14 protein-coding genes, 2 tRNA genes and 3 pseudogenes are annotated in these 18,177 nt (G+C 72.0%); 10 read left to right on the top strand and 9 right to left on the bottom strand.

Annotated features, from left to right (window positions below; all coding sequences use genetic code 11):
- The first annotated feature begins 114 nt into the window (after window positions 1-114).
- Window positions 115-858, top strand: coding sequence for a hypothetical protein (locus tag MDN94_RS22870; protein WP_482727744.1), 744 nt, complete (start codon window positions 115-117; stop codon window positions 856-858).
- Here the strand turns inward: MDN94_RS22870 and MDN94_RS22875 are convergent.
- Both MDN94_RS22875 and MDN94_RS22880 read right to left on the bottom strand, forming a co-directional pair.
- Entirely contained in the window at window positions 843-1,763 is a 921-nt protein-coding gene (locus MDN94_RS22875) for a transketolase family protein (protein ID WP_482727745.1), read from the bottom strand. The genes MDN94_RS22870 and MDN94_RS22875 overlap by 16 nt on opposite strands.
- A 35-nt stretch (window positions 1,764-1,798) precedes the next feature.
- Window positions 1,799-2,566: a transketolase gene (locus MDN94_RS22880; RefSeq protein WP_482727746.1), complete on the bottom strand. Its 768-nt coding sequence runs from the start codon at window positions 2,564-2,566 to the stop codon at window positions 1,799-1,801.
- Window positions 2,567-2,703: 137 nt separating this feature from the next.
- Here MDN94_RS22880 and MDN94_RS22885 point away from each other — a divergent pair.
- Window positions 2,704-2,777, top strand: a tRNA-Pro gene (locus MDN94_RS22885).
- 98 nt (window positions 2,778-2,875) lie between these two features.
- Here the strand turns inward: MDN94_RS22885 and MDN94_RS22890 are convergent.
- Together MDN94_RS22890 and MDN94_RS22895 are read right to left on the bottom strand one after the other, a co-directional pair.
- Complete coding sequence (locus MDN94_RS22890) at window positions 2,876-5,464, bottom strand: SpoIIE family protein phosphatase (RefSeq protein WP_482727747.1); 2,589 nt, start codon at window positions 5,462-5,464, stop codon at window positions 2,876-2,878.
- A 333-nt stretch (window positions 5,465-5,797) separates the two neighbouring features.
- Window positions 5,798-5,952, bottom strand: a pseudogene (locus MDN94_RS22895) (methionyl-tRNA formyltransferase); the annotation flags it as partial.
- Between MDN94_RS22895 and MDN94_RS22900 the strand changes: the two are divergent.
- A pseudogene (locus MDN94_RS22900) lies at window positions 5,896-6,614 on the top strand (ABC transporter ATP-binding protein); the annotation flags it as partial. The pseudogenes MDN94_RS22895 and MDN94_RS22900 sit on opposite strands and share 57 nt — an antisense overlap.
- Window positions 6,615-6,905: 291 nt before the next feature.
- The gene (locus tag MDN94_RS22905) at window positions 6,906-7,757 is read left to right on the top strand and encodes an MBL fold metallo-hydrolase (protein ID WP_482727748.1); all 852 of its coding nucleotides are present in this window, start codon (window positions 6,906-6,908) and stop codon (window positions 7,755-7,757) included.
- Window positions 7,758-7,921: 164 nt separating this feature from the next.
- Here the strand turns inward: MDN94_RS22905 and MDN94_RS22910 are convergent, their stop codons facing one another.
- Window positions 7,922-10,345, bottom strand: coding sequence for a SpoIIE family protein phosphatase (locus MDN94_RS22910; protein WP_482727749.1), 2,424 nt, complete (start codon window positions 10,343-10,345; stop codon window positions 7,922-7,924).
- Window positions 10,346-11,112: 767 nt separating this feature from the next.
- Between MDN94_RS22910 and cpt the strand changes: the two genes are divergently transcribed.
- From cpt to MDN94_RS22925, 3 genes are all read left to right on the top strand, one after another.
- Complete coding sequence (gene cpt / locus MDN94_RS22915; RefSeq protein ID WP_482727750.1) at window positions 11,113-11,634, top strand: chloramphenicol phosphotransferase CPT; 522 nt, start codon at window positions 11,113-11,115, stop codon at window positions 11,632-11,634.
- A gap of 498 nt (window positions 11,635-12,132) precedes the next feature.
- The gene (locus MDN94_RS22920; protein WP_482727751.1) at window positions 12,133-12,492 is read left to right on the top strand and encodes a DUF488 domain-containing protein; all 360 of its coding nucleotides are present in this window, start codon (window positions 12,133-12,135) and stop codon (window positions 12,490-12,492) included.
- A 149-nt stretch (window positions 12,493-12,641) separates the two neighbouring features.
- The gene (locus MDN94_RS22925; RefSeq protein WP_482728214.1) at window positions 12,642-13,343 is read left to right on the top strand and encodes a formylglycine-generating enzyme family protein; all 702 of its coding nucleotides are present in this window, start codon (window positions 12,642-12,644) and stop codon (window positions 13,341-13,343) included.
- Between the two features lie 307 nt (window positions 13,344-13,650).
- Here the strand turns inward: MDN94_RS22925 and MDN94_RS22930 are convergent, their stop codons facing one another.
- Complete coding sequence (locus MDN94_RS22930) at window positions 13,651-14,118, bottom strand: DUF309 domain-containing protein (RefSeq protein ID WP_482727752.1); 468 nt, start codon at window positions 14,116-14,118, stop codon at window positions 13,651-13,653.
- A gap of 147 nt (window positions 14,119-14,265) precedes the next feature.
- On the opposite strand from MDN94_RS22930, the gene MDN94_RS22935 reads away from it, so the two are divergent.
- Window positions 14,266-14,339: transfer RNA gene (locus MDN94_RS22935), tRNA-Pro, on the top strand.
- 349 nt (window positions 14,340-14,688) lie between these two features.
- On the opposite strand, the gene MDN94_RS22940 is transcribed toward MDN94_RS22935, so the two are convergent.
- On the bottom strand, window positions 14,689-15,021 hold the full coding sequence (locus tag MDN94_RS22940) for a cupin domain-containing protein (RefSeq protein ID WP_482727753.1): 333 nt from the start codon (window positions 15,019-15,021) through the stop codon (window positions 14,689-14,691).
- 253 nt (window positions 15,022-15,274) lie between these two features.
- A pseudogene (locus MDN94_RS22945) lies at window positions 15,275-15,535 on the bottom strand (CBS domain-containing protein); the annotation flags it as partial.
- A 156-nt stretch (window positions 15,536-15,691) separates the two neighbouring features.
- Between MDN94_RS22945 and MDN94_RS22950 the strand changes: the two are divergent.
- Together MDN94_RS22950 and MDN94_RS22955 are read left to right on the top strand one after the other, a co-directional pair.
- Window positions 15,692-16,600 carry a universal stress protein gene (locus MDN94_RS22950; protein ID WP_482727754.1) on the top strand — a complete coding sequence of 303 codons (909 nt, stop codon included), beginning with the start codon at window positions 15,692-15,694 and terminating at the stop codon, window positions 16,598-16,600.
- 303 nt (window positions 16,601-16,903) lie between these two features.
- Window positions 16,904-17,146: a hypothetical protein gene (locus MDN94_RS22955; protein ID WP_482727755.1), complete on the top strand. Its 243-nt coding sequence runs from the start codon at window positions 16,904-16,906 to the stop codon at window positions 17,144-17,146.
- A gap of 121 nt (window positions 17,147-17,267) precedes the next feature.
- Here MDN94_RS22955 and MDN94_RS22960 read toward each other — a convergent pair whose 3' ends face one another.
- Complete coding sequence (locus MDN94_RS22960; RefSeq protein ID WP_482727756.1) at window positions 17,268-17,732, bottom strand: Crp/Fnr family transcriptional regulator; 465 nt, start codon at window positions 17,730-17,732, stop codon at window positions 17,268-17,270.
- Between the last annotated feature and the right edge of the window lie 445 nt (window positions 17,733-18,177).

Here is an 18,177-nt window from a genome sequence, read left to right on the forward strand (position 1 = left end):
ATGGCGGCGCGTCCGGTGCCCCGGTCGGGTGAGCGGCCGCCCAGGGCAACCGCGTCCCGACGGTGACGGGGTACGGATGGCCCGCCGTTCCACGACGCCGGGAGGATCCCGCCCATGCCCGCCATCAAGAGCGCCGGGAGCGCGCTGGCCGCCACGGTCTGCGCAGCGCTGCTCCTCACCGGCTGCGCCGACACAGCGCCCGCACCCGCCGCCGGCGCGAAGGGCCGCGCGACTCGAGTCGCCCCCGAACCGAAGGCACTGCCGGTCCGTCAGATCCCCGGCCTCGGCCCCGACTTCCGCTCGAGGATCCCCGGCGGTACCCGTCAGGCGCTGGTCGTGTCCGGCCCGACGGCCGACACGAGTACTTCCCAGGGCGTGCTCTACGAGCGCGACGCCCGGGGTTCCTGGCGGCCCGTCGCCGGGCCGTGGCCCGCGCACAACGCCCTGCGCGGCTGGACGAACGACCACCACGCGGGCGACCTGCGCACTCCGATCGGGGTCTTCGGCCTCGGCGACGCCGGCGGCCGTTCCCCGGACCCCGGCACCCTGCTGCCGTACGACCAGGACGAGCAGTTCGTCGCCCCCGGGACCGGCTTCCTCGGCGAGCCCCTCGAGGGCTCCTTCGACTACGTGATCGCCATCGACTACAACCGCGTCCCGGGGACCAGTCCGCTGAACAAGGAGCGGCCGCTCGGTCCGGAGAAGGGCAGCGGCGTCTGGATCCACGTGGACCACGAGGGCCCGACCCAGGCCTGCATCTCGTTCCAGGAGGAGCACATGCGCGGGCTGCTGCGCGCCCTGGACCCGGCGAAGCAGCCGGTGATCGTCATGGGGCCCGCTCCTCAGCTCCGGCGCTGAGCGACCGGTGCCCCCTGCCCGGCGAATGCCGAGATCCGTGCCCGCAGGGACGCCGGGTCCAGGCCGTGCGCGGTGAGGTGCTCGTCGATCGTGCCGTAACGGCGCAGTTCGCGCCGCGCCACGCCGAGGCCCAGAAGCCGGTGCGGAACGTCCGCCAGGGCGTCGTTCGCGGCCGTCGTCGAGGTGCCCTCGAGATACGGCTCGACGATCACTACGTCGCCCCGGCCGCCCGCCACCGCCCGGACCGCCTCCTGGTCGAAGGGGCGAACGGTCGTCGCGTACAGGACGCTCACGTCGAGCCCTTCGGTGGCCGCGAGGACGTTGTCCAGCATCGGGCCGACCGCGACCACCGTGAGGCCGCTGCCCTCGCGGAGGGTGAGGAACCGGTCACCGGTGACCGGCCGGGCCTCGGCGTTGCTCTGCTGCGACAGCCGCACGTACACCCGGCCGTCGCCGGTGACCGCGTGCCGGAGCAGCGCCTCTGCCTCGTCCGGGTGACCCGGCACATGAACCGTCCATCCGTCGAGGGTGTCCAGCAGGGCGACGTCTCCCGGCGACATATGCGTGAAGCCCCCGGCCGGCCAGTCGTACGAGGCGCCGGCGCTCACGAGCACCCCGCCGGTGTTCTGATGACCGAAGTCGAGTTTGACCTGTTCGAACGGCCGCTCGACGAGAAAGCTCGCGAACGTGTGCATGATCGGCCGCATCCCGGTGAGGGCGAGGCCGCCGCCGGCACCGATCAGCAACTGCTCGCGGATGCCCACGTTGATCACCCGGTCCGGGTGGCGCTGCTGTACCTGCTCGAAGCCGGCGGCGCTGATCTCCGCGAGCACGAGAGCCGTCCGCGGCTCCTCGTCCAGCAGGCGGGAGGTGGTCGCGATGAAACGGTCACGCATCGTGTCCATGGTGGAGAAGTCCCCTCTCGGTGGTGGCGGTGTGCTCAGGCGTTCTTGGGCTCGACGCGGGCGACGACCGCCCGTGGCCGTCCCGGGTGCGGGGCCGTGAAGGCGGCGTACAGCGCCTCGTGGTCCCTGCCGTCGACTGTCTGCGCCGACCAGCCGGCCGCCTCGAACCGGGAGGCGATGCCGCCGGGCCAGCCGTGGGTTGCGGACGCGTTGTCCACCACGAGCGTGTGCAGTTGCCCGAGACCGGCGGGACCGGCGTAGGCGATGGCCTCGTGGTTGCTGCCCTCGTCCAGCTCGGCATCACCGATCAGGACCCAGACCCGGGGGTCGGTCAGCCCCTGTGCCCGCAGTCCGAGGGCGGTGCCCACGGCCAGAGGCAGACCGTGACCGAGGGATCCGCTGCCGATCTCGACGCCGGGTACGAGCACGCGGTCGGGGTGGTGGCCGAGCGGGGAGTCGTACGAGCCGAAGCCCGGCAGCCACTGGGTCGGGAAGAACCCCTTGGCGGCGAGGACGGCGTAGTACGCCATCGGCCCGTGCCCCTTGGACAGCAGGAAGCGGTCACGCTCCGGAGCGTCGGCGGTCGACGGGGTCACGCGCAGTACACGGTCGTACAGCACCCACAGCGCGTCGAGCGTGGACGTCGCGGCGGGACCGTGCTTCTCGTCGCCGGTCATCAGCGCCATCAGTCGGCCGAGGTCACCGAAGCCGGGCGAGGAGCCGGGCCGGGAGGCGCCGGGCAGCCTGCCGGACGCGTCAAAGTCCGCAGCGGCGGATACGGAGGAGAGAGCCGTGTTCGTCATGACACCCACCGTGCAACCTCAAGTTCACTTGAGGTCAAGCGCGCCGAACGTGGAATACGGGTTCGTGACCAGCGCCCTGAGTGCGGTATTGTTCTCATGCGCGTTCGGCCAGGGGAAACCCCAGGTCAGGCGGGCATCGGGACGTGGCGCAGCTTGGTAGCGCACTTGACTGGGGGTCAAGGGGTCGCAGGTTCAAATCCTGTCGTCCCGACTCGAAAGAGTCGCAGATCAGGGGCCGCTTCAGAGAAATCTGAACCGGCCCCTTGATCGTTATTGGGTCCAGACGGCAGCCAGTGGAAGAACTACCCACTAGGAGAGGGCACCGCCGGCGGCGGGCAGGACCTGTTCTGCCCAGATGACCTTGCCTTCCCGTGTGTACCTGGTGCCCCAGACCTCACTGAGCTGCGCGACCAGGAACAGTCCGCGGCCTCCCTCGTCCATGGTGGCGGCGTACCGCAGGTGCGGGGCGGTACTGCTGGCGTCCCACACCTCGCAGGTCAGAGTGCGATCGCGCACCAGGCGGACGCGAACCGGCGCGGCGCCGTACCGTATGGCATTGGTGATGAGCTCACTGAGGATCAGTTCCGTGGTGAAGGCGAGTTCCTCCAGGCCCCACTCCTCGAGCTGCTTGGCCGTGAGACTGCGTATGGCACCGACCTCGCTGGGGTCGAACGGAACGTCCCACTGCGCGACCCGGCCGGATCCCAGGGTCCGTGTCCGGGCGATGAGGAGTGCGATGTCGTCCGACGGGCAGCTCGGGAGCAGGGCATCGAGTACGGCGCGGCGGCTGGCGTGCGGGTCCCGGTCGGGGTGGCTCAGCGCGGCGCGCAGCTTTTCCAGGCCCTCTGCGATGTCCCGGCTCCGCTCCTCCACCAGCCCATCGGTGTACAGGACGAGCTGACTGCCTTCCGCCAGGCGCAGTTCCAGGGTCTCGAACGGCATGCCTCCGAGCCCCAGCGGGGGACCGGCCGGCAGTTCCGAGATCGTCGTCGAGCCGTCCGGGGCGACCACGAGCGGCGGCATGTGTCCTGCTCGTGCCATGGTGCAGTTCTGCGAGATCGGGTCGTAGACGGCGTACAGGCAGGTTGCGCCCAGGACGCCGCCGTTCGGCGCGGCGCGGTCGCCTTCCTGGTCCATACGCTGGACGAGGGTGTCGAGGCGGGCGAGGAGTTCGTCGGGCGGCAGGTCCAAGGAGGAGAAGTTGTGTACGGCCGTACGCAGCCGCCCCATGGTGGCCGCGGCGTGCAGGCCGTGCCCGACGACGTCCCCCACGACGAGCCCGACGCGGCTGCCCGGCAGTGGGATCACGTCGAACCAGTCCCCACCCACTCCGGATTGCGCGGGCTGGTAGTAGTGCGCGACGTCCACGGCACTCTGCTCGGGCAGATCCTGCGGCAGCAGACTGCGCTGGAGCGTCACGGCGAGATTGTGTTCGCGGGTGTAGCGGCGGGCGTTGTCCATGGTGACCGCGGCGCGGCCGACGAGTTCCTCGGCCAGGGACACATCCTCCTCGTCGAACGGTTCCGGCTTCTGCGACCGCCAGAAGTTGACCACTCCGAGCACGACGCCCCTGGCCTTCAGTGGAGCCGCGATGAGCGAGTGGATCCCGTAGTCGACGATCGCCGACGTCCGCGCTGGGTCCTGGGCGTGCCAGCCCGGCGCGTCATTGAGATCGGGCACGAGTTCGGCTGCGCCCGTGCCGTATCCGCGGGCCTGCGGCGTGGAGGGCAGGAAGTCGATCAGACTGCCGAGCGGGTACAGCGGGTGATCGGAGCGGATGCCGCTGACCGCTGTGCGCCGCATGTCGGCGCCCGGGCCGGGCTCGTCGCCCTTCAGCACCGGATCGGCCAGGTCGACGGTGACGAAGTCCGCCAACTGGGGAACGGCGACATCGGCCAGTTCCTCCGCGGTGCGTACCACGTCGAGCGTGGTGCCGACCTCACCCCCGGCGTCGTACAGGAGCTTGAGCCGCCTGCGGGCCGTCTCCGCACGGCTGCTCAGGAGCCGCATCTCGGTGGAGTCGCGGATGGTGACCGCCGAGCCCTGCGGGCGGCCCCGGGGGCGGGTGGGCCGCTGATTGACCACGAGCAGCCGGTCCCCGGCCTCCACCACCTCGTCGGTGGCCACCCGGCCGGACAGCAGCAGTTCCGCCATCCGGTGATCCATGCCGACCTTGTCGACGGGGCGTCCTTCGGCGTCCTCCGGCAGGTCGAGCAGCCGTCCGGCCTCGTCGTTCGCCAGGAGCAGCCGTCCTTCGTCGTCGGTGATCAGCACCCCTTCGCGGACGGCGTGGAGCACCGCGTCGTGGTGCTCGTACATGCGGGTCATCTCATGCGTGCCGAGGCCGTGGGTCTGGCGACGCAGCCTTCGGCTTATCAGCGCCGTGCCAACGGTGGCCAGAGCCAGACCGCCGGTGATGGCCAGGAGGATGACCGGAAGTTGGCGGTCGGCGATGCCGGTCACGCTCTCCACCGTCAGACCTGCCGAGACGAGGGCGATGACATCACCTTCGGGCGAGGTGACCGGCACGATCGCCTGGATCTCCTTGCCGAGCGGCCCCTCCACACTCTCGGTGTGGACCTGGCCGGCGAGCGAGGGCTCGATCGTGCCGACGAACCGCTCGCCGATGCGGTCCGGCTGAGGATGGCTGTAGCGGATGCCGCGGGTGTCCATCACCACGATGAAGTCCACCCCCGCGGCCCTGCGCGTCTCCTCGGCGAGGGGCTGCAGGATCGCCGACGGGTCCGGCGATCTCAGCGCTTCCTGCAGGCCCAGGGATTTCGCGAAGGTCTGCGCCACGGAAACCGACCGGCTGCGCGCTTCACGGTCGATGTCGTACCGCGACTGCAGCACCAGGGACAGCAGGGCAGCGGCCGAGAGCAGCACCACGATCGCCACCTGAAGGACGAAGACCTGTCCGGCGACGCTTCCGAATCTTCTGCCTAGGTTCGCACGCACCCGAACGCCGGGCACGAGAGAGAAGACGGGCTCACAACCCCATTTGTAACACCTCCCGGCGGACACGCTCCCGGCCTTCACACCGTGCATCAGTGCAACCACGCAGGATTACCGACGCCGCACGAGGGGGGCGGGGCATCCCCGCCTGCCCCGAACAGGGCGGGAGGCTGTGTCAGAACCCTCCGAGCTTCGTTTCCGCACACGGGACGAGCACGTGCCGCGACGAGCCGCCGCGACGGGCTTCCCGTCGGTGGTCGCGCGGCTCTCCCGCCGTCAGGGACGGCTCGTGAGGTAGCCGCCCATCGAGGTGAAGTAGTCGGTGGCGGCCATCTCGTCGCCGTCCTCAGTCCGTACCCGGGTGATCCCAGACCGTGGTTGCGGCCGGTGGGGGCGTCGGCCGCGGCGACGATCACCACGCCGCCCGACTCCGGGCCGAGGACCTCACCCTCTCCTACGACCGGCGGACCGTGGCCACCTCACTCCGGGCCTCGTACCCGACCGCTCGTTCACCGTGATCACCGGGCCGAACGCCTGCGGCAAGCCCACCCTGCTCGAGGCACTGCCCAGGATGCTGCGGCCGACAGCCGGACAGTTGTACCTCGACGGGGCCGCCATCTCGTCGTACCGCTCGCGCGAAGTCGCCCGCAGACTCGGCCTGTTGCCGCAGTCCTCGACAGCGCCGGCCGGTATCACGGTGGGGGACCTCGTGGCCCGGGGCCGCTACCCGCACCAGCGGTTGCTGAAGCAGTGGACGGCCGATGACGAGGACGCCGTGATCGCCGCGGTGCGGCAGACCGGCGTGCTGGAACTCGCCGGCCGTCCCGTCGACGACCTCTCCGGCGGACAGCGGCAACGCGTCCGGCTCGCCATGGTGCTGGCCCAGCAGACGTCCGTCCTCCTGCTCGACGAACCGACCACCTATCTCGGCATCGCCCACCAGGTGGAGGTCCTCGACCTCTGCGCCGATCTGCACGAACGCAAGGGCCACACGGTCGTCGCGGTGCTGCGCGGCCTCAACAAGGCCTGCCGCTACGCAAGTCACCTCGTGGTCATGCGGGCCGGTGGGATCACCGCCGCGGAGGGCGACCCATGTCCACCTCGCCTGGGCGGGATTGAAGGCCGGCAGGACCTCGCGGTCACCTATGTGGGAGCCGGCCCCGCCCCGGCGGCGATGCCCGGCCGGTCGCTCACCGACGTCCCGGTCCCACCGGGCCACACGGCCGCCTGCGCCGTACGCCTGCCGGGGTGAGCCCCGTCGCCGCGCACCCGCCGTCGCTCACCGGAGCCGGCCGTCACGGGTTCGACGCTTGACGACGGCCCCGGCACGGGGCTGCACTGGATTCATCGACGCTGCATCGACTCCACCCGAGGGAGAGCAGCGATGACCACCATGCAAACGTTCAACCTTCTGCAGCCGTACAAGATCGCCGAGGAGACGTTCGTCATCCCGTGGGCCCTCGACGCCCCGCCGGTCGGCCACTTCCCGATGAACTCGATGGTGATCCGCGGAGCCGAACCGGTCCTTGTGGACACCGGGGCGCCCGCGGTGCGCTCCCAGTGGCTGGAGGCAGCCTGGTCGGTGGTGGATCCCCTGGACGTACGGTGGATCTTCCTGACCCACGACGACCGCGACCACGCCGGCAACCTTCTGGCCGTCCTCGCCCAATGCCCGAACGCGACCCTGCTGACGACATGGTTCTCCCTCGGCCGCATGGCCGAGGAGTGGGAGACCCCGCTCAGCCGGTGCCGCTTCATGACCGACGGCGACACCATCGACGCGGGAGACCGCACCCTGGTCGCCAAACGACCGCCCCTGTACGACAACCCCACGACCCGCGCCCTCTTCGACCCGAGGACCGACGTCCTGTGGGCCGTCGACACCTTCGCCACGAACGTGCCGGCCCCCGTGCCCGAATCAGCGGCGCTGTCCCCGGACGAATTCCGCGACGGCCAGCTCTTCGGCGGACGGCTGGTCTCCCCGTGGGTAGCCCTGGCGGACACCCGGAAGTTCGGGTCGGTCGTCACCGACTTCCAGAACCTGAACGCCGAGGTCATCGCCGGCTGCCACACCCCGGTCCTCCGAGGCCCGCAGATCCCCGAGGCATACGACCTCCTCCGCCGGCTTCCCGAGATGCCACCGTGGACGGAGTTCACCCAGGCCGACCTGGACCAGTGGATGGAAGAGGCCGAGAGCTCGGTCCCGCCGGAGCAGCCGCGGCCGTCGGGGACATGAGGGGCGACGCCCGCGCCGGGATCCGCCGAACTCCGGCGCCGGCAGTGCCGCGGGGCGGCTCCGTCCGCGGACCCCTTCTCCCTGCGCCGGCGGCGGGCAGGCCGGCCCGAACGGCCCGTACCGGCAGGTGAGGTGAAGCCCCCGTCGTTTCCCGGCGCCCGACGTCACTTCCCGGTGGCCGACACCTCGATCTCCGCCCACACCTGCTTGCCGCCGCTCAGCGGCAGCGAACCCCAGGACGCCGTCGTCGCCTCGACGATGAGCAGACCGCGGCCGCCCGTCGCCTCCCAGTCGAGGTCCGCCGGGATCACAGGGGAGCGGGGCGAGGTGTCGTTCACGGCGATCCGCAGCCGGTCCGACGACAGCGTCAGGTCCAGTCCCACTTCGCCCTGGGTGTGGGCGATGGCGTTGGTGACGAGCTCGGACACCACCAGCAGCGCGATGTCCACCTCGTCCGCCACTCCCCAGGAGCGCAGCGTGCGCGCGGCGAAACGCCGGGCATGGAGCACGGCGTTCGTGAGACGCCACACCGTCCAGTGGGTCCGCAGCGGACGCACCCGGGACCCGTCGTAGCGCATCAGCAGCACCGCGACGTCGTCGTCGCGCCCGTCGGCGGTACCGAGGAGTTCGTCGGCGACCCGCCCGATGTCCGACGGGTCCGCGGCGCCGAGGGCCTCGCCCACGCGGCGCATGCCGTCCTCCAGGGGAAGGTGCGAGGACTCCACCAGGCCGTCGGTGAGCAGCGTCAGCAAAGTGCCGGGGACCAGCCCCGCCTCCGTCATGGTGAACTCGGCGTCCGCGAGCACGCCCAGCGGCGGCCCGCCCTCCACCACCAGCTCCTCGGTCCTGCCGTCCGGATGGCGCAGCAAGGGAGGCAGGTGCCCGGCCCGGACGAAGATGGCGATGCCCTCCTCCATGTCCAGATCGACGTACAGGCAGGTGGCGAAGAGGTCCGTCTCCATGCCGACGAGCAGCCGGTTGGCGCGCGAGACGACCACGTCCGGGGGATGGCCCTCCACCGCGTAGGCGCGGACCGCCGTACGCATCTGGCCCATGATGGTGGCGGCTGCGGCGCTGTGCCCCTGCACGTCGCCGATGACGAGTGCCACGTGCCCGTCGGACAGCGGGATCACGTCGTACCAGTCGCCGCCGACCTCCAGCCCCACGGTCGCGGGCAGATAGCGGGCGACCGCGACGCCGCCGGGCAGCACCGGAAGCTTGCGGGGCAGCAGGCTGCGCTGGAGCATCCTCGCCAGCTCGTGCCCCGCGTCCAGGGCGTGGGCACGCCTGAGGGCGTTGCCGACCAGTCCGGCGACCGCCGTCAGCAACGACCGCTCCTCAGGGGCGAACTCGTGCTCGGTGTCCCAGCCCACCAGACACACGCCGATGAGGCGTCCGTCGGCCGGGAGCGGGACGACCGCCAGACCGCCGGGGCCGATGCCGATGAGACCAGGTTCCAGGTCGGCGCCGGGCGGCCACAGGCTCATATGGCCGTCCCGCAGCGCGTTCTGCAGCGTGGGCAGCGAGTGGCACGACGCGTCAGGCCACTCGGACCGCCACTCCGTCTGCCACACGCCCGGCCACGCCTTGGGCTCCGGCGGGTCGAGGATGGTGACCAGCAGCCGGTCGGCGTCCAGCTCCGCTACGGCGATCCGGCTCGCGTCCAAGGGCTGACGCAGAGCGTCGACGACCATACGGCTGACGTCCCGCACGGTGCTCGCCCCCGCCAGCCGGGCGGACAACCCCTGCACGATGGCGACCTCGTCGTCGGTGGGGCGCAGATACACGGCGTCCGCGACCACGCCGAGTACCCGTTCGGGCATGCCGTCGGCGCCGAAGCGCAGCCGGCAGCGCAGACCCAGCCAGCGCAGCTCACCGCCCGGTCTGCGGATACGGAACGCCAGCTGCTCGCCGGAGGACGACAGCCGGCCGGGCTCGACCACCGCCATCAGCGCCGGAATGTCGTCCGGGACGGCGCAGGACAACAGCGTCTCCACCCGCGAGTCGAAGTCCTGCGGGGCGATCCCGAGGAGCTCCAGCACACGCTCGTCCGCCTCCATGTGCCCGGTCTCCAGCGTCAGGGTGAACGCGCCGCTGTGGAGCGGTACCAGCGCGGGCCCCGGAGGCGTCCTGGGCCCCGAGCGCCCGACGACACGGGCCGGCACGGATTCGAGCCCGGCGGCCACCTGATCGGCGTAGAGCTCCAGCAGGCTGCGGCGGTCCGCGTCGAACCCGTCCCCCGTCTCGCCCGCGACCACCAGGGAGCCCAGCTTGGCGGCCCCATGGCCCAGCGGCAGGGCGCCCAGCGAGAACTTGGGCGGCAGCGTCCCGGGGCCGACGGGGGTCACTCCACGGGGGTCGCCGGAGGCGTACGCGGCCAGCTCCGCGGGGCTCAGCCATAGCGGCCGGGCGGCGCGGTAGGCGTCCGTGGCGGGGGAGCGGCTGCCGAGGCCGATGACGGCCGGCATCCCGTACGTCCCGCCGCGGTCACCGACGGCCTCGGCCAGCCGCAGCTCGTCGCCACCCTCGGTGAGGACGTAGACAGCGGCCAGCTCGGCCCCGCAGAACGCAAAACTCGCCCGTGACAACGCGCACCGCCTCCGTACGCGGTCATGTACCGCGCTGTTCCCCATGCTGCCGTTGTTCGCGGGGTCGGAGCTAGTCAGAGGACGAAGATGATGCGCCGGGTGGGCCTCCTTCGGCCCCGTGGCGCCCGGGCGGCGCGGGGGAAGGAGGCCGGGGAACGCCGAGGGTTCAGCGGTCCTGAAACGGCCCCGGAGGTGGCCATGCCGCCCGAGGCGCCGACCAGGTCGCGCAGCCAGCTCGTCACGGCCCCGGAGGTCGCCATGCCGCCGGCCGGGTTCCGGGTGCCGGGAAGCGTTTCCACGGGGCCCGACAGGGATGGGCCGGTCAGCGGCTTCGGCGCAGTGTGGATCAGGAACATCGTCGTCGTGCGTCGGCATCAGATCGCCGGTCCGTCGGGCGTCGACACTCAGCGCCTCCGCCCAGGCGTCGATGGTGCCCGTGGTGACGGGGATGCCGGCGGGCAGGTTCGCCGCCCGTGCCGCCTCGGCGGTGAGCACGCCGGGTGACTCCCCGGACCAGGCGAGGGCGGGCAGCTCGATGCGGGGGGCCACGGCCTGTACCCAGGGCGCGTACCACCGCTGGGCCGTCGTGTCGAACAGCGGCGTGCGCCGGCCGCAGCGTGGCGAGCGAGGCGATCCAGACGTCCGGCATGGAGTAGCCCCACCTGCCCCGCCGCGCGCCCCGGCCCCCGGCGGGGGCGCGCGGCGGCATACGAAATGCGTTTCGCGTCCCGGGGAGGCGCCCCTACTGTGGCGCGGTGACCACTCGAATGATCATTCTGAATGGCGGTTCAAGCTCGGGGAAGTCCGGGATCGTGCGGTGCCTCCAGGCCGTACTGCCGGATCCCTGGCCGGCGTTCGGGGTCGACTCGTTCGTCGACGCGCTGCCCGCGGAGATGCAGGCGTCGGACGCGGGGCTCGAGGTGGCGGCGGACGGCCGAGTGAGCGTCGGCGGGGACTTCAGGGCGCTGGAGGCGGCCTGGACCGAGGGCATCGTGGCGATGGCCCGCGCAGGCGCGCGAATCATCGTCGACGACGTCTTCCTCGGCGGAGCGGCGTCACAGCAGCGGTGGCAGAAGGCACTGGGCGATCTGCCCGTGCTGTGGGTGGGTGTCAGATGCGAGAGCACGGTCGCCGCCGGCCGAGAGATCGCCCGGGGAGACCGGGTCCAGGGGATGGCCGCCTCACAGGCGGACGCGGTTCACCGGGGGGTGACCTACGACGTGGAGGTCGACACGACGCGCACCGAATCCCTGGCGTGCGCGCGGGCCATCGCGGCCCACGTCAACTGATCTCCGCTGCGGGCGACACGCACCGGACCGGGCCACGGCCACGCCCCGCCAGGGGTGCAACGGCACCGGACCGGGCCGGCCGCACCTACGACCGACCCCCGCCCGGCCCCGCCCCACACGGGGCGCAACGCACCGGGTCGGGCGCACCCCCGGACCGCCACGCTGACCAGGACCCCGGCCCGGACCCGTCCGGCTCGGGCCCGGCCGCCAGGCCGGCCCCGCCGTGCTCTCGCCCGGCTCGAGCGTCGTACGCAGCCCCACCGACTGAAGCGGCGCCGCCCTGTCGTCGCCCCATGTCCGCACCACCCGGCAATGCCGCACGGAGCAGGAGCTTCGTAGGTCTTTGTGTGTTGCCCGAGTCTTCTGCAATCGATTTCACGCCACTCCTTGGTCTCGCGACCTCTGATACGGCCTGCGGCAGCAGTGGAGGCCCGGACGCGGGCCCGGCCCGGTGGGTCGTCGGTCGCCAGGGCGGCCCGGTCCTGTGACCCTGGGGACATGCGACGAGGAAGTGGCACGACGAAGGTTCGCAGGGTCTACGAGGAGCCCGGCCCGGACGACGGCCTCCGGGTCCTGGTCGACCGGCTCTGGCCCCGCGGCCTGAGCAAGGACGCGGCGCACGTCGACGAGTGGCCCAAGGCGCTGACGCCGTCGTCGGAGCTGCGGCGCTGGTATCACGGGCCGGACGGGGAGTACGAGGAGTTCCGGCGACGCTACGAGGCCGAGCTCGCCGAACCCGACGCCGCCGACGCGCTGCAGAAACTGCGCACCCTCGCCGCGGAAGGGCCGGTGACGCTGCTGACGGCGTCCAAGGAGCCGGACCGCAGCCACGCCGCCGTGCTGCGGAGTCTGCTCTGACGCCCCATCAATTACCCGATAAGCGGCGGCACTTGAGTGCGTGCCCCGTATCGTGGACCCGGCGACGCCCCATCGACGGTCCGGCGGTCGCCCCGGAACGAGAGGCCCACCGAGTGCACCTGTCCACCGACGACCCGGCGGCCCCCTGGATGACTCCTGTGCCCGGTGGTGCCGTGGAACTCCGCGACGACCGGCGCGGCACCCGCTGGCGCACCGAGCTCGCTCCGTTCCTGCTCGGCACGTATCCCGTCACCAGGGGCCTCCACCGCGCCGTGACCGGAGCTGATGCCGCCCCCTGGCCCGATCCCGATGCCGGCTCCACTGCCGGGCCCGTGGTCCTCCCCGCCGCGAGCGAAGCCGCGCCCGTGACGAACATCAGCTGGTTCGACGCGATCGAGCTGTGCAACCGGGTCTCGGTCCGGGCCGGGCTCGGCAACGCCTATTCCCACGACGCGCGCACTGGCGACGTGACTTGGGACCGGGCGTCGGACGGCTACCGGCTGCCGACCGAGGCGGAGTGGCAGTACGCCTGCAAGGCGGGCACCAGCGGTTACCGGTACGGCGAGATCGACGACATCGCCTGGTACGCGGACAACTCCGGCGGCCTGGCCCACGACGTCGGCGGCAAGAAGCCCAACCCGTGGGGCCTGTACGACATGCTGGGCAACGTGTGGGAGTGGTGCTGGGACCTCTACGATGAGGAGGTCTACGGCTCCTACCGCATCTTCCGCGGCGGCGGCTGGGCCGAGTCGGCGCGCGGTTGCGGAGCCTCCGTGCGACGCCGCAGCCACCCCTCGTTCGCGATCGACGACCTCGGCATCCGGCTCGCCCGGACCGTGCGGAGCGCCTGAGCCGGACCGTCCGCTCTCGCTCTCCCGGCCCGCCGACGACAACGCGAACCCCGGCCTGCCGACTTCGGCGTCCGCCAGGGAGCTGTCCCGCGGGTGGCGGCACCTCCTCGGGTCACGCGCGCCGCACTCTTCTTCACCCGCATCGGATCTTCACCTGCATCGGGCCGCGTGCTGCTCTCCGTCCAGGCGAGCGCGCGGCTCTTGGAGCGACTCGGCGGCGACATGGGCTGTCCTGGCCGCCCAGGCGCCTGCGGTGCGCCCGGCGGCCCCGCTTCGGCTGCGGCCCCCCAGGCGCGATGCGATCCAGCTAGAGGCGCAGCCGCGGGGCCTCCGAAGCCGGGTCCACGGGGCCGGTCAGCCGGCCCGCCAGCTCACGGGCCCAGCCGGTCAGCCCCTGTACGTCGATGCCGTGATGTGGGGGGAAGCCGGCGATCCGGTCCGCCCCGCGCAGCAGCAGACGGGCGCCGCCCGCGGTGTTGCCCCGCGCCGCGTGGGTGAGCCCCACCGCGAGCTGGGCCATGCCGCGCCACAGCTCGCGCTCCTCCTCGGGGCCGGACTTCCAGGCGTCCTCGAACACTTCGTGCGCATGGAACGGCATCCCGGCGTCGAGCAGCTGCTGCGCCTCGGAGAGCGTCTCGGCGGGAGTGCGCAGCACTCCCTCCGGCTGGCGTTCCACGCCGGGCGCGCCATGGGGGAGGGGGCGCCCCAGCCCGTCCCGGGGACGGGCGTTGCGCGCACGGCCCTCGGCGTCGCGGTCTCTGCGTGCCTTGTCCATGCCGCAATTGTCCCTCGCCCGCCTCCGCCGGCGACGGGCGGTGTGCCCCGCGTGCCACCGCGCCGCAGGCCGGGCGTCCGACGACCCCGCAGAGTGAGGTAATGTTCTCTTGCGCGCTCAGCCAGGGAAACCGGCGGAACCGCGCACCGGGACGTGGCGCAGCTTGGTAGCGCACTTGACTGGGGGTCAAGGGGTCGCAGGTTCAAATCCTGTCGTCCCGACTCGTGAGAGTCGTGAAGCAAGGGGCCGTATCGGAGTAGTCCGGTACGGCCTAGCTCTTTTGGGGGACCGGTTGGGGACCGGTGTCCTGCGATGCGTCGCAGGACGTGGACCTGGATGCCTGCGTCGTGTTCGTCGGCGATCCAGTTCTCCACGGTGCGGTCGATGACGCGTTGCTGATCATCCGTACCGCCAGATGGCCGAGTGCGGGGACCACACGCATCCGCCACCCCGCGAGGTAGGGGGCCGACGCCTTCAACTCCAGGCCCCGCGGGGCGAGATCCGGAAGTGGCCGGGCGAGAGTCACCGGGCCGGGGACCGAGCGGCCCTACTGCTCGGCGGACGCGAGCGTCAGCTGCGTTTGGCAACGGTGAGCAGCACTGCGGCGTCCTCGATCGCCTGAAGGCCGTGGCGGGCCGGGGGGATGGCGATCAGGTCGCCGGTCCGGCCGTCCCAGGCGGTGTCACCGCTGGTGAGCCGGATGCGTCCGCGCAGCACCAGTAGGGTTGCCTCGCCGGGGTTCTCGTGCTCGGCGAGGGCGGTGCCTGCGGTCAGCGCGAGCACGGTCTGGCGCAGAGCGTGTTCGTGGCCGCCGTACACGGTGGTGGCACTGCGTCCGGTGGATGCGGCTGTGGCGCGTTCCAGGTGCTGGTGGGCCACGGCGTCGAGTGAGAGCTTCTGCATGGTTCGAGTCTCCCCGTTCGATGCGGCGACCGCCCACCCGTCCGTAGCGGTGCGCCGGCGCACTGTCGAAGGTTCCGTCCAGCAGGTGCTGCCGGATGCCGACGGAAACGATGACCGTGTGGGGCGGCAGGGACATGGTGCGGGTGAGGACCTCGTCGATGATCTCCTGGCAGATTTCGTCGTCGGTCCGCAGGAAGACCCGCAGCAGGTCACGGCGGGTGACGATGCCGATGAGGCGGTCCTCCTCGTCGGCCACGGGCAGTCGTTCGACGTGATGACGCTCCATCACCCGGGCCGCGTCCGTGACATGTTGTTCCGGGTGCACTGTGATCGCGGGCGTCGACATCAGCTGCCCCGCGGTGGTGGCAAGTGCCTTGGCGGTCGCGCGCCGCGTCTTGCGACGTAGTGCCGGGAGCCGGAAGCCGCGTCCCCGGTCCCGTTCGGCTTGCGCCGCCTGCCGGAGGATCAGGTCGGTCTCGGAGATCACGCCCGCGACCTTGTCGTCGGCGCCCATCGGCCATGGTCGGCAGCGCGGGAGAACCTCCCCGAATCACGGCATGGAAGCGTGGGGCCGTGAAGCCCGAGGAAAGGGACCTCTGGTCCCTGCTCACGTCCAGGTGTTCGTAGCAGGCTTCAGAGTGGACACACGGACACAGAGGAGGCACAGGTCATGGATCGACACGTTGCCGTAGGGATCGACGGTTCTCCCGAGAGCCTCGCCGCCGCGCACTGGGCGGCCCGGGAGGCCCTGCGCCGCGGCACGGAGCTGCGGCTGGTGCACGCCTGGCAGGTGCACACGCGCCTTCCGGCCCACGTGCCCATGGACATGACCGAGCGCGGCCGGGCCGAGCAGATACTGGCAGCGGCATCGAACAGTGTCCGTGCCGCGCACCCCGCGCTGGGCATCGCCGACCAGCAGGTGAAGGAATCGCCGGTGGCCGCCCTGCTCGAAGCGGCGGAACGCGCCGACCTCCTGGTGCTCGGCTCCCGCGGTCTCAGCGGTGCCACGGGCTTCCTGCTGGGCTCGGTCTCCCAGCGGGTCCTCGCCAGGTCCCCGCGCCCCGTCATACTGGTCCGGGCAGGTGAGAGTTCCGCCGCCGAACACCTACCGGCCCCCGACGGTGTGTCCCCGGAGGAGATCCCCGCGCTCCCGTACCGCGACATCGTCCTCGGCCTCGACACCGGCCGACCCTGCGACGACCTCATCGAGTTCGCCTTCGAGGCGGCCCTGCGCTGTCGCGCCGCGCTGCGCGTGGTCCACACCTTCACCGTCCCGCCGGGGTACCACACCGCCGACCGGGTCGTCCCGCCGGCCGGCCCGGAAATCCTCGCGGAGCACGAGCATGCCGTGGTCGCGGCGTTGCGCCCATGGTGCGAGAAGTTCCCGGAGGTCGCCGTCACCGAGACGGTCGCCGAGGGCCGGGCGGCCACCGAACTGGTCCGTGCCGCTGCCGGGGCGGCTCTGGTGGTGGTGGGGCGCCGGATACGGGACAGCCGTCTCGGTATCCATACCGGTCCGGTCACTCACGCGGTGCTGCACCACGGTGGCTGCCCCGTCGCCGTTGTGCCCCACGTCTGAAGCAGCATCCGCGCCTGGACGTCATCGGCTTCTCCCGCTTTTCGACTTCGGTAGTCGGCGCCGATTCGGACGGTCACGAGCCTTTGCCTTCCCTCTGGGCGCGCCGCCGGTGCAGGTGCTCCTCCTCGGCATCCGCGACGGCCTGCCACCTGCCACTCGTCCTGACTGGCCTCCTCCTGCTCGGCCGCCGACGACTCCCGGGCCTCCCGAAAGGGCGGTTCGGGTCCGGCAAAGCCGCCTCCCTTCCTTCCAGCGCCTGGTACGCCGGCCCTTCATGGCGCGGGCCGGGCCGCGCTGCACGGAGTGCCGCTGCGGGTGGTGTACGCCTGCCTGTGGGAGCGGTACGAGGGTGCCGCCCTCGCCCGGGACATCGGCAAACCGGCCGCGCTGTCCATGGCCCAGGACCGCGTCGGCGCCGCCGCTCAGCGGGCACGCGACCGGCGCCCCGGCCTGCGGGTGAGCGCCCACCACTCCGCCTGCCCGGTCGCCGTCGCACCGCGTCAGGCGCACGACGCCCGGCCGGCGCCTCACAGGCTCGCCGCGTGATCGGGGACTGCCGATCACGGCCTCTGCCGCTTGATGCCACCACGCCGAGCGGGTGCGGTGTGCGGCGGGCTGCCTTGCATCATGCCTCCTGGGGGCGCTGTCGCTTCGACTCGTGAGGTGCTCAGAGCCGGCTGCCGCTGCCGTAGGGGGCGTACAGGTCGAGCAGCCGGGTGCGGGACGAGCGCAGGCGGTGGGCGAGGACGCCGCCCACCCACTGGGCGACGCTCGCGCCGAGCGCGGGGTCCTCCCGGCACATCGAGCGGATCGCGGAGGCGTCGAACTCGTAGGCGCGCACCGGGCTGGTCGCCTCGGCGCCCAGGTGCCAGGTGTGCGGGGCGAACATCCAGGACCAGCCGATGAGTTCGTTGTGGCGGAGGGTCTCGATGACGGCGGCCCGGCGCCCGGGGACGTGCATGTCGAGGGCGACGGTGCCCGTGCGGATGATCCAGAACCGGTCGGCGTGGCCGCCCTCCTCGAAGAGGCGGGTGCCCTGGGGGAACGACACCTCCCGGGCAAAGTGCATCAGACGCTGCCGGTGCTCGATGGGCAGCGCCTGCACCATGCCGGCCGTGGCGGGAGCGTTCATGACCTGCCTCCATTCAGGGCGTACGAACCTGCACCCCCAGCGTGCGCCAGTGCCGTGTGCCGGGGGGATGGGCCGCCCGGCCCGATGGCCGGGCCTGCCGGCCCCCCGGCCGGGCCCATCGGCACCCTGTGGCGGAGCTGTTCTCGATGCGTCCTGACTTGATCGTCGGCCGAGATCCGCCAACGAGCCTGGGCATGGGCCGAGCAGGCAGCACGGCGGGGGCGTGCTCGACCCGTGGTCCGCCACCTCCGACCGGTGGCGGCTGCGCGTCTCCAGGGGCCGGCTCGCAGCCGATGTGGGCCGCTCCGCCGTGCCGGGACGGGGACCGGAGGTGGAAATCGCGGGGGTGTTCCCGCATGCCGCCCACTCGGTGAGGTGTGGCCCGTCCGGGCCTGGCGGTGGGACCATCGGCCCCCTCCCCAGGGCCGTGGCCGGGCACCCACGC

This window comes from Streptomyces sp. WAC00040 (genome assembly GCF_056835925.1).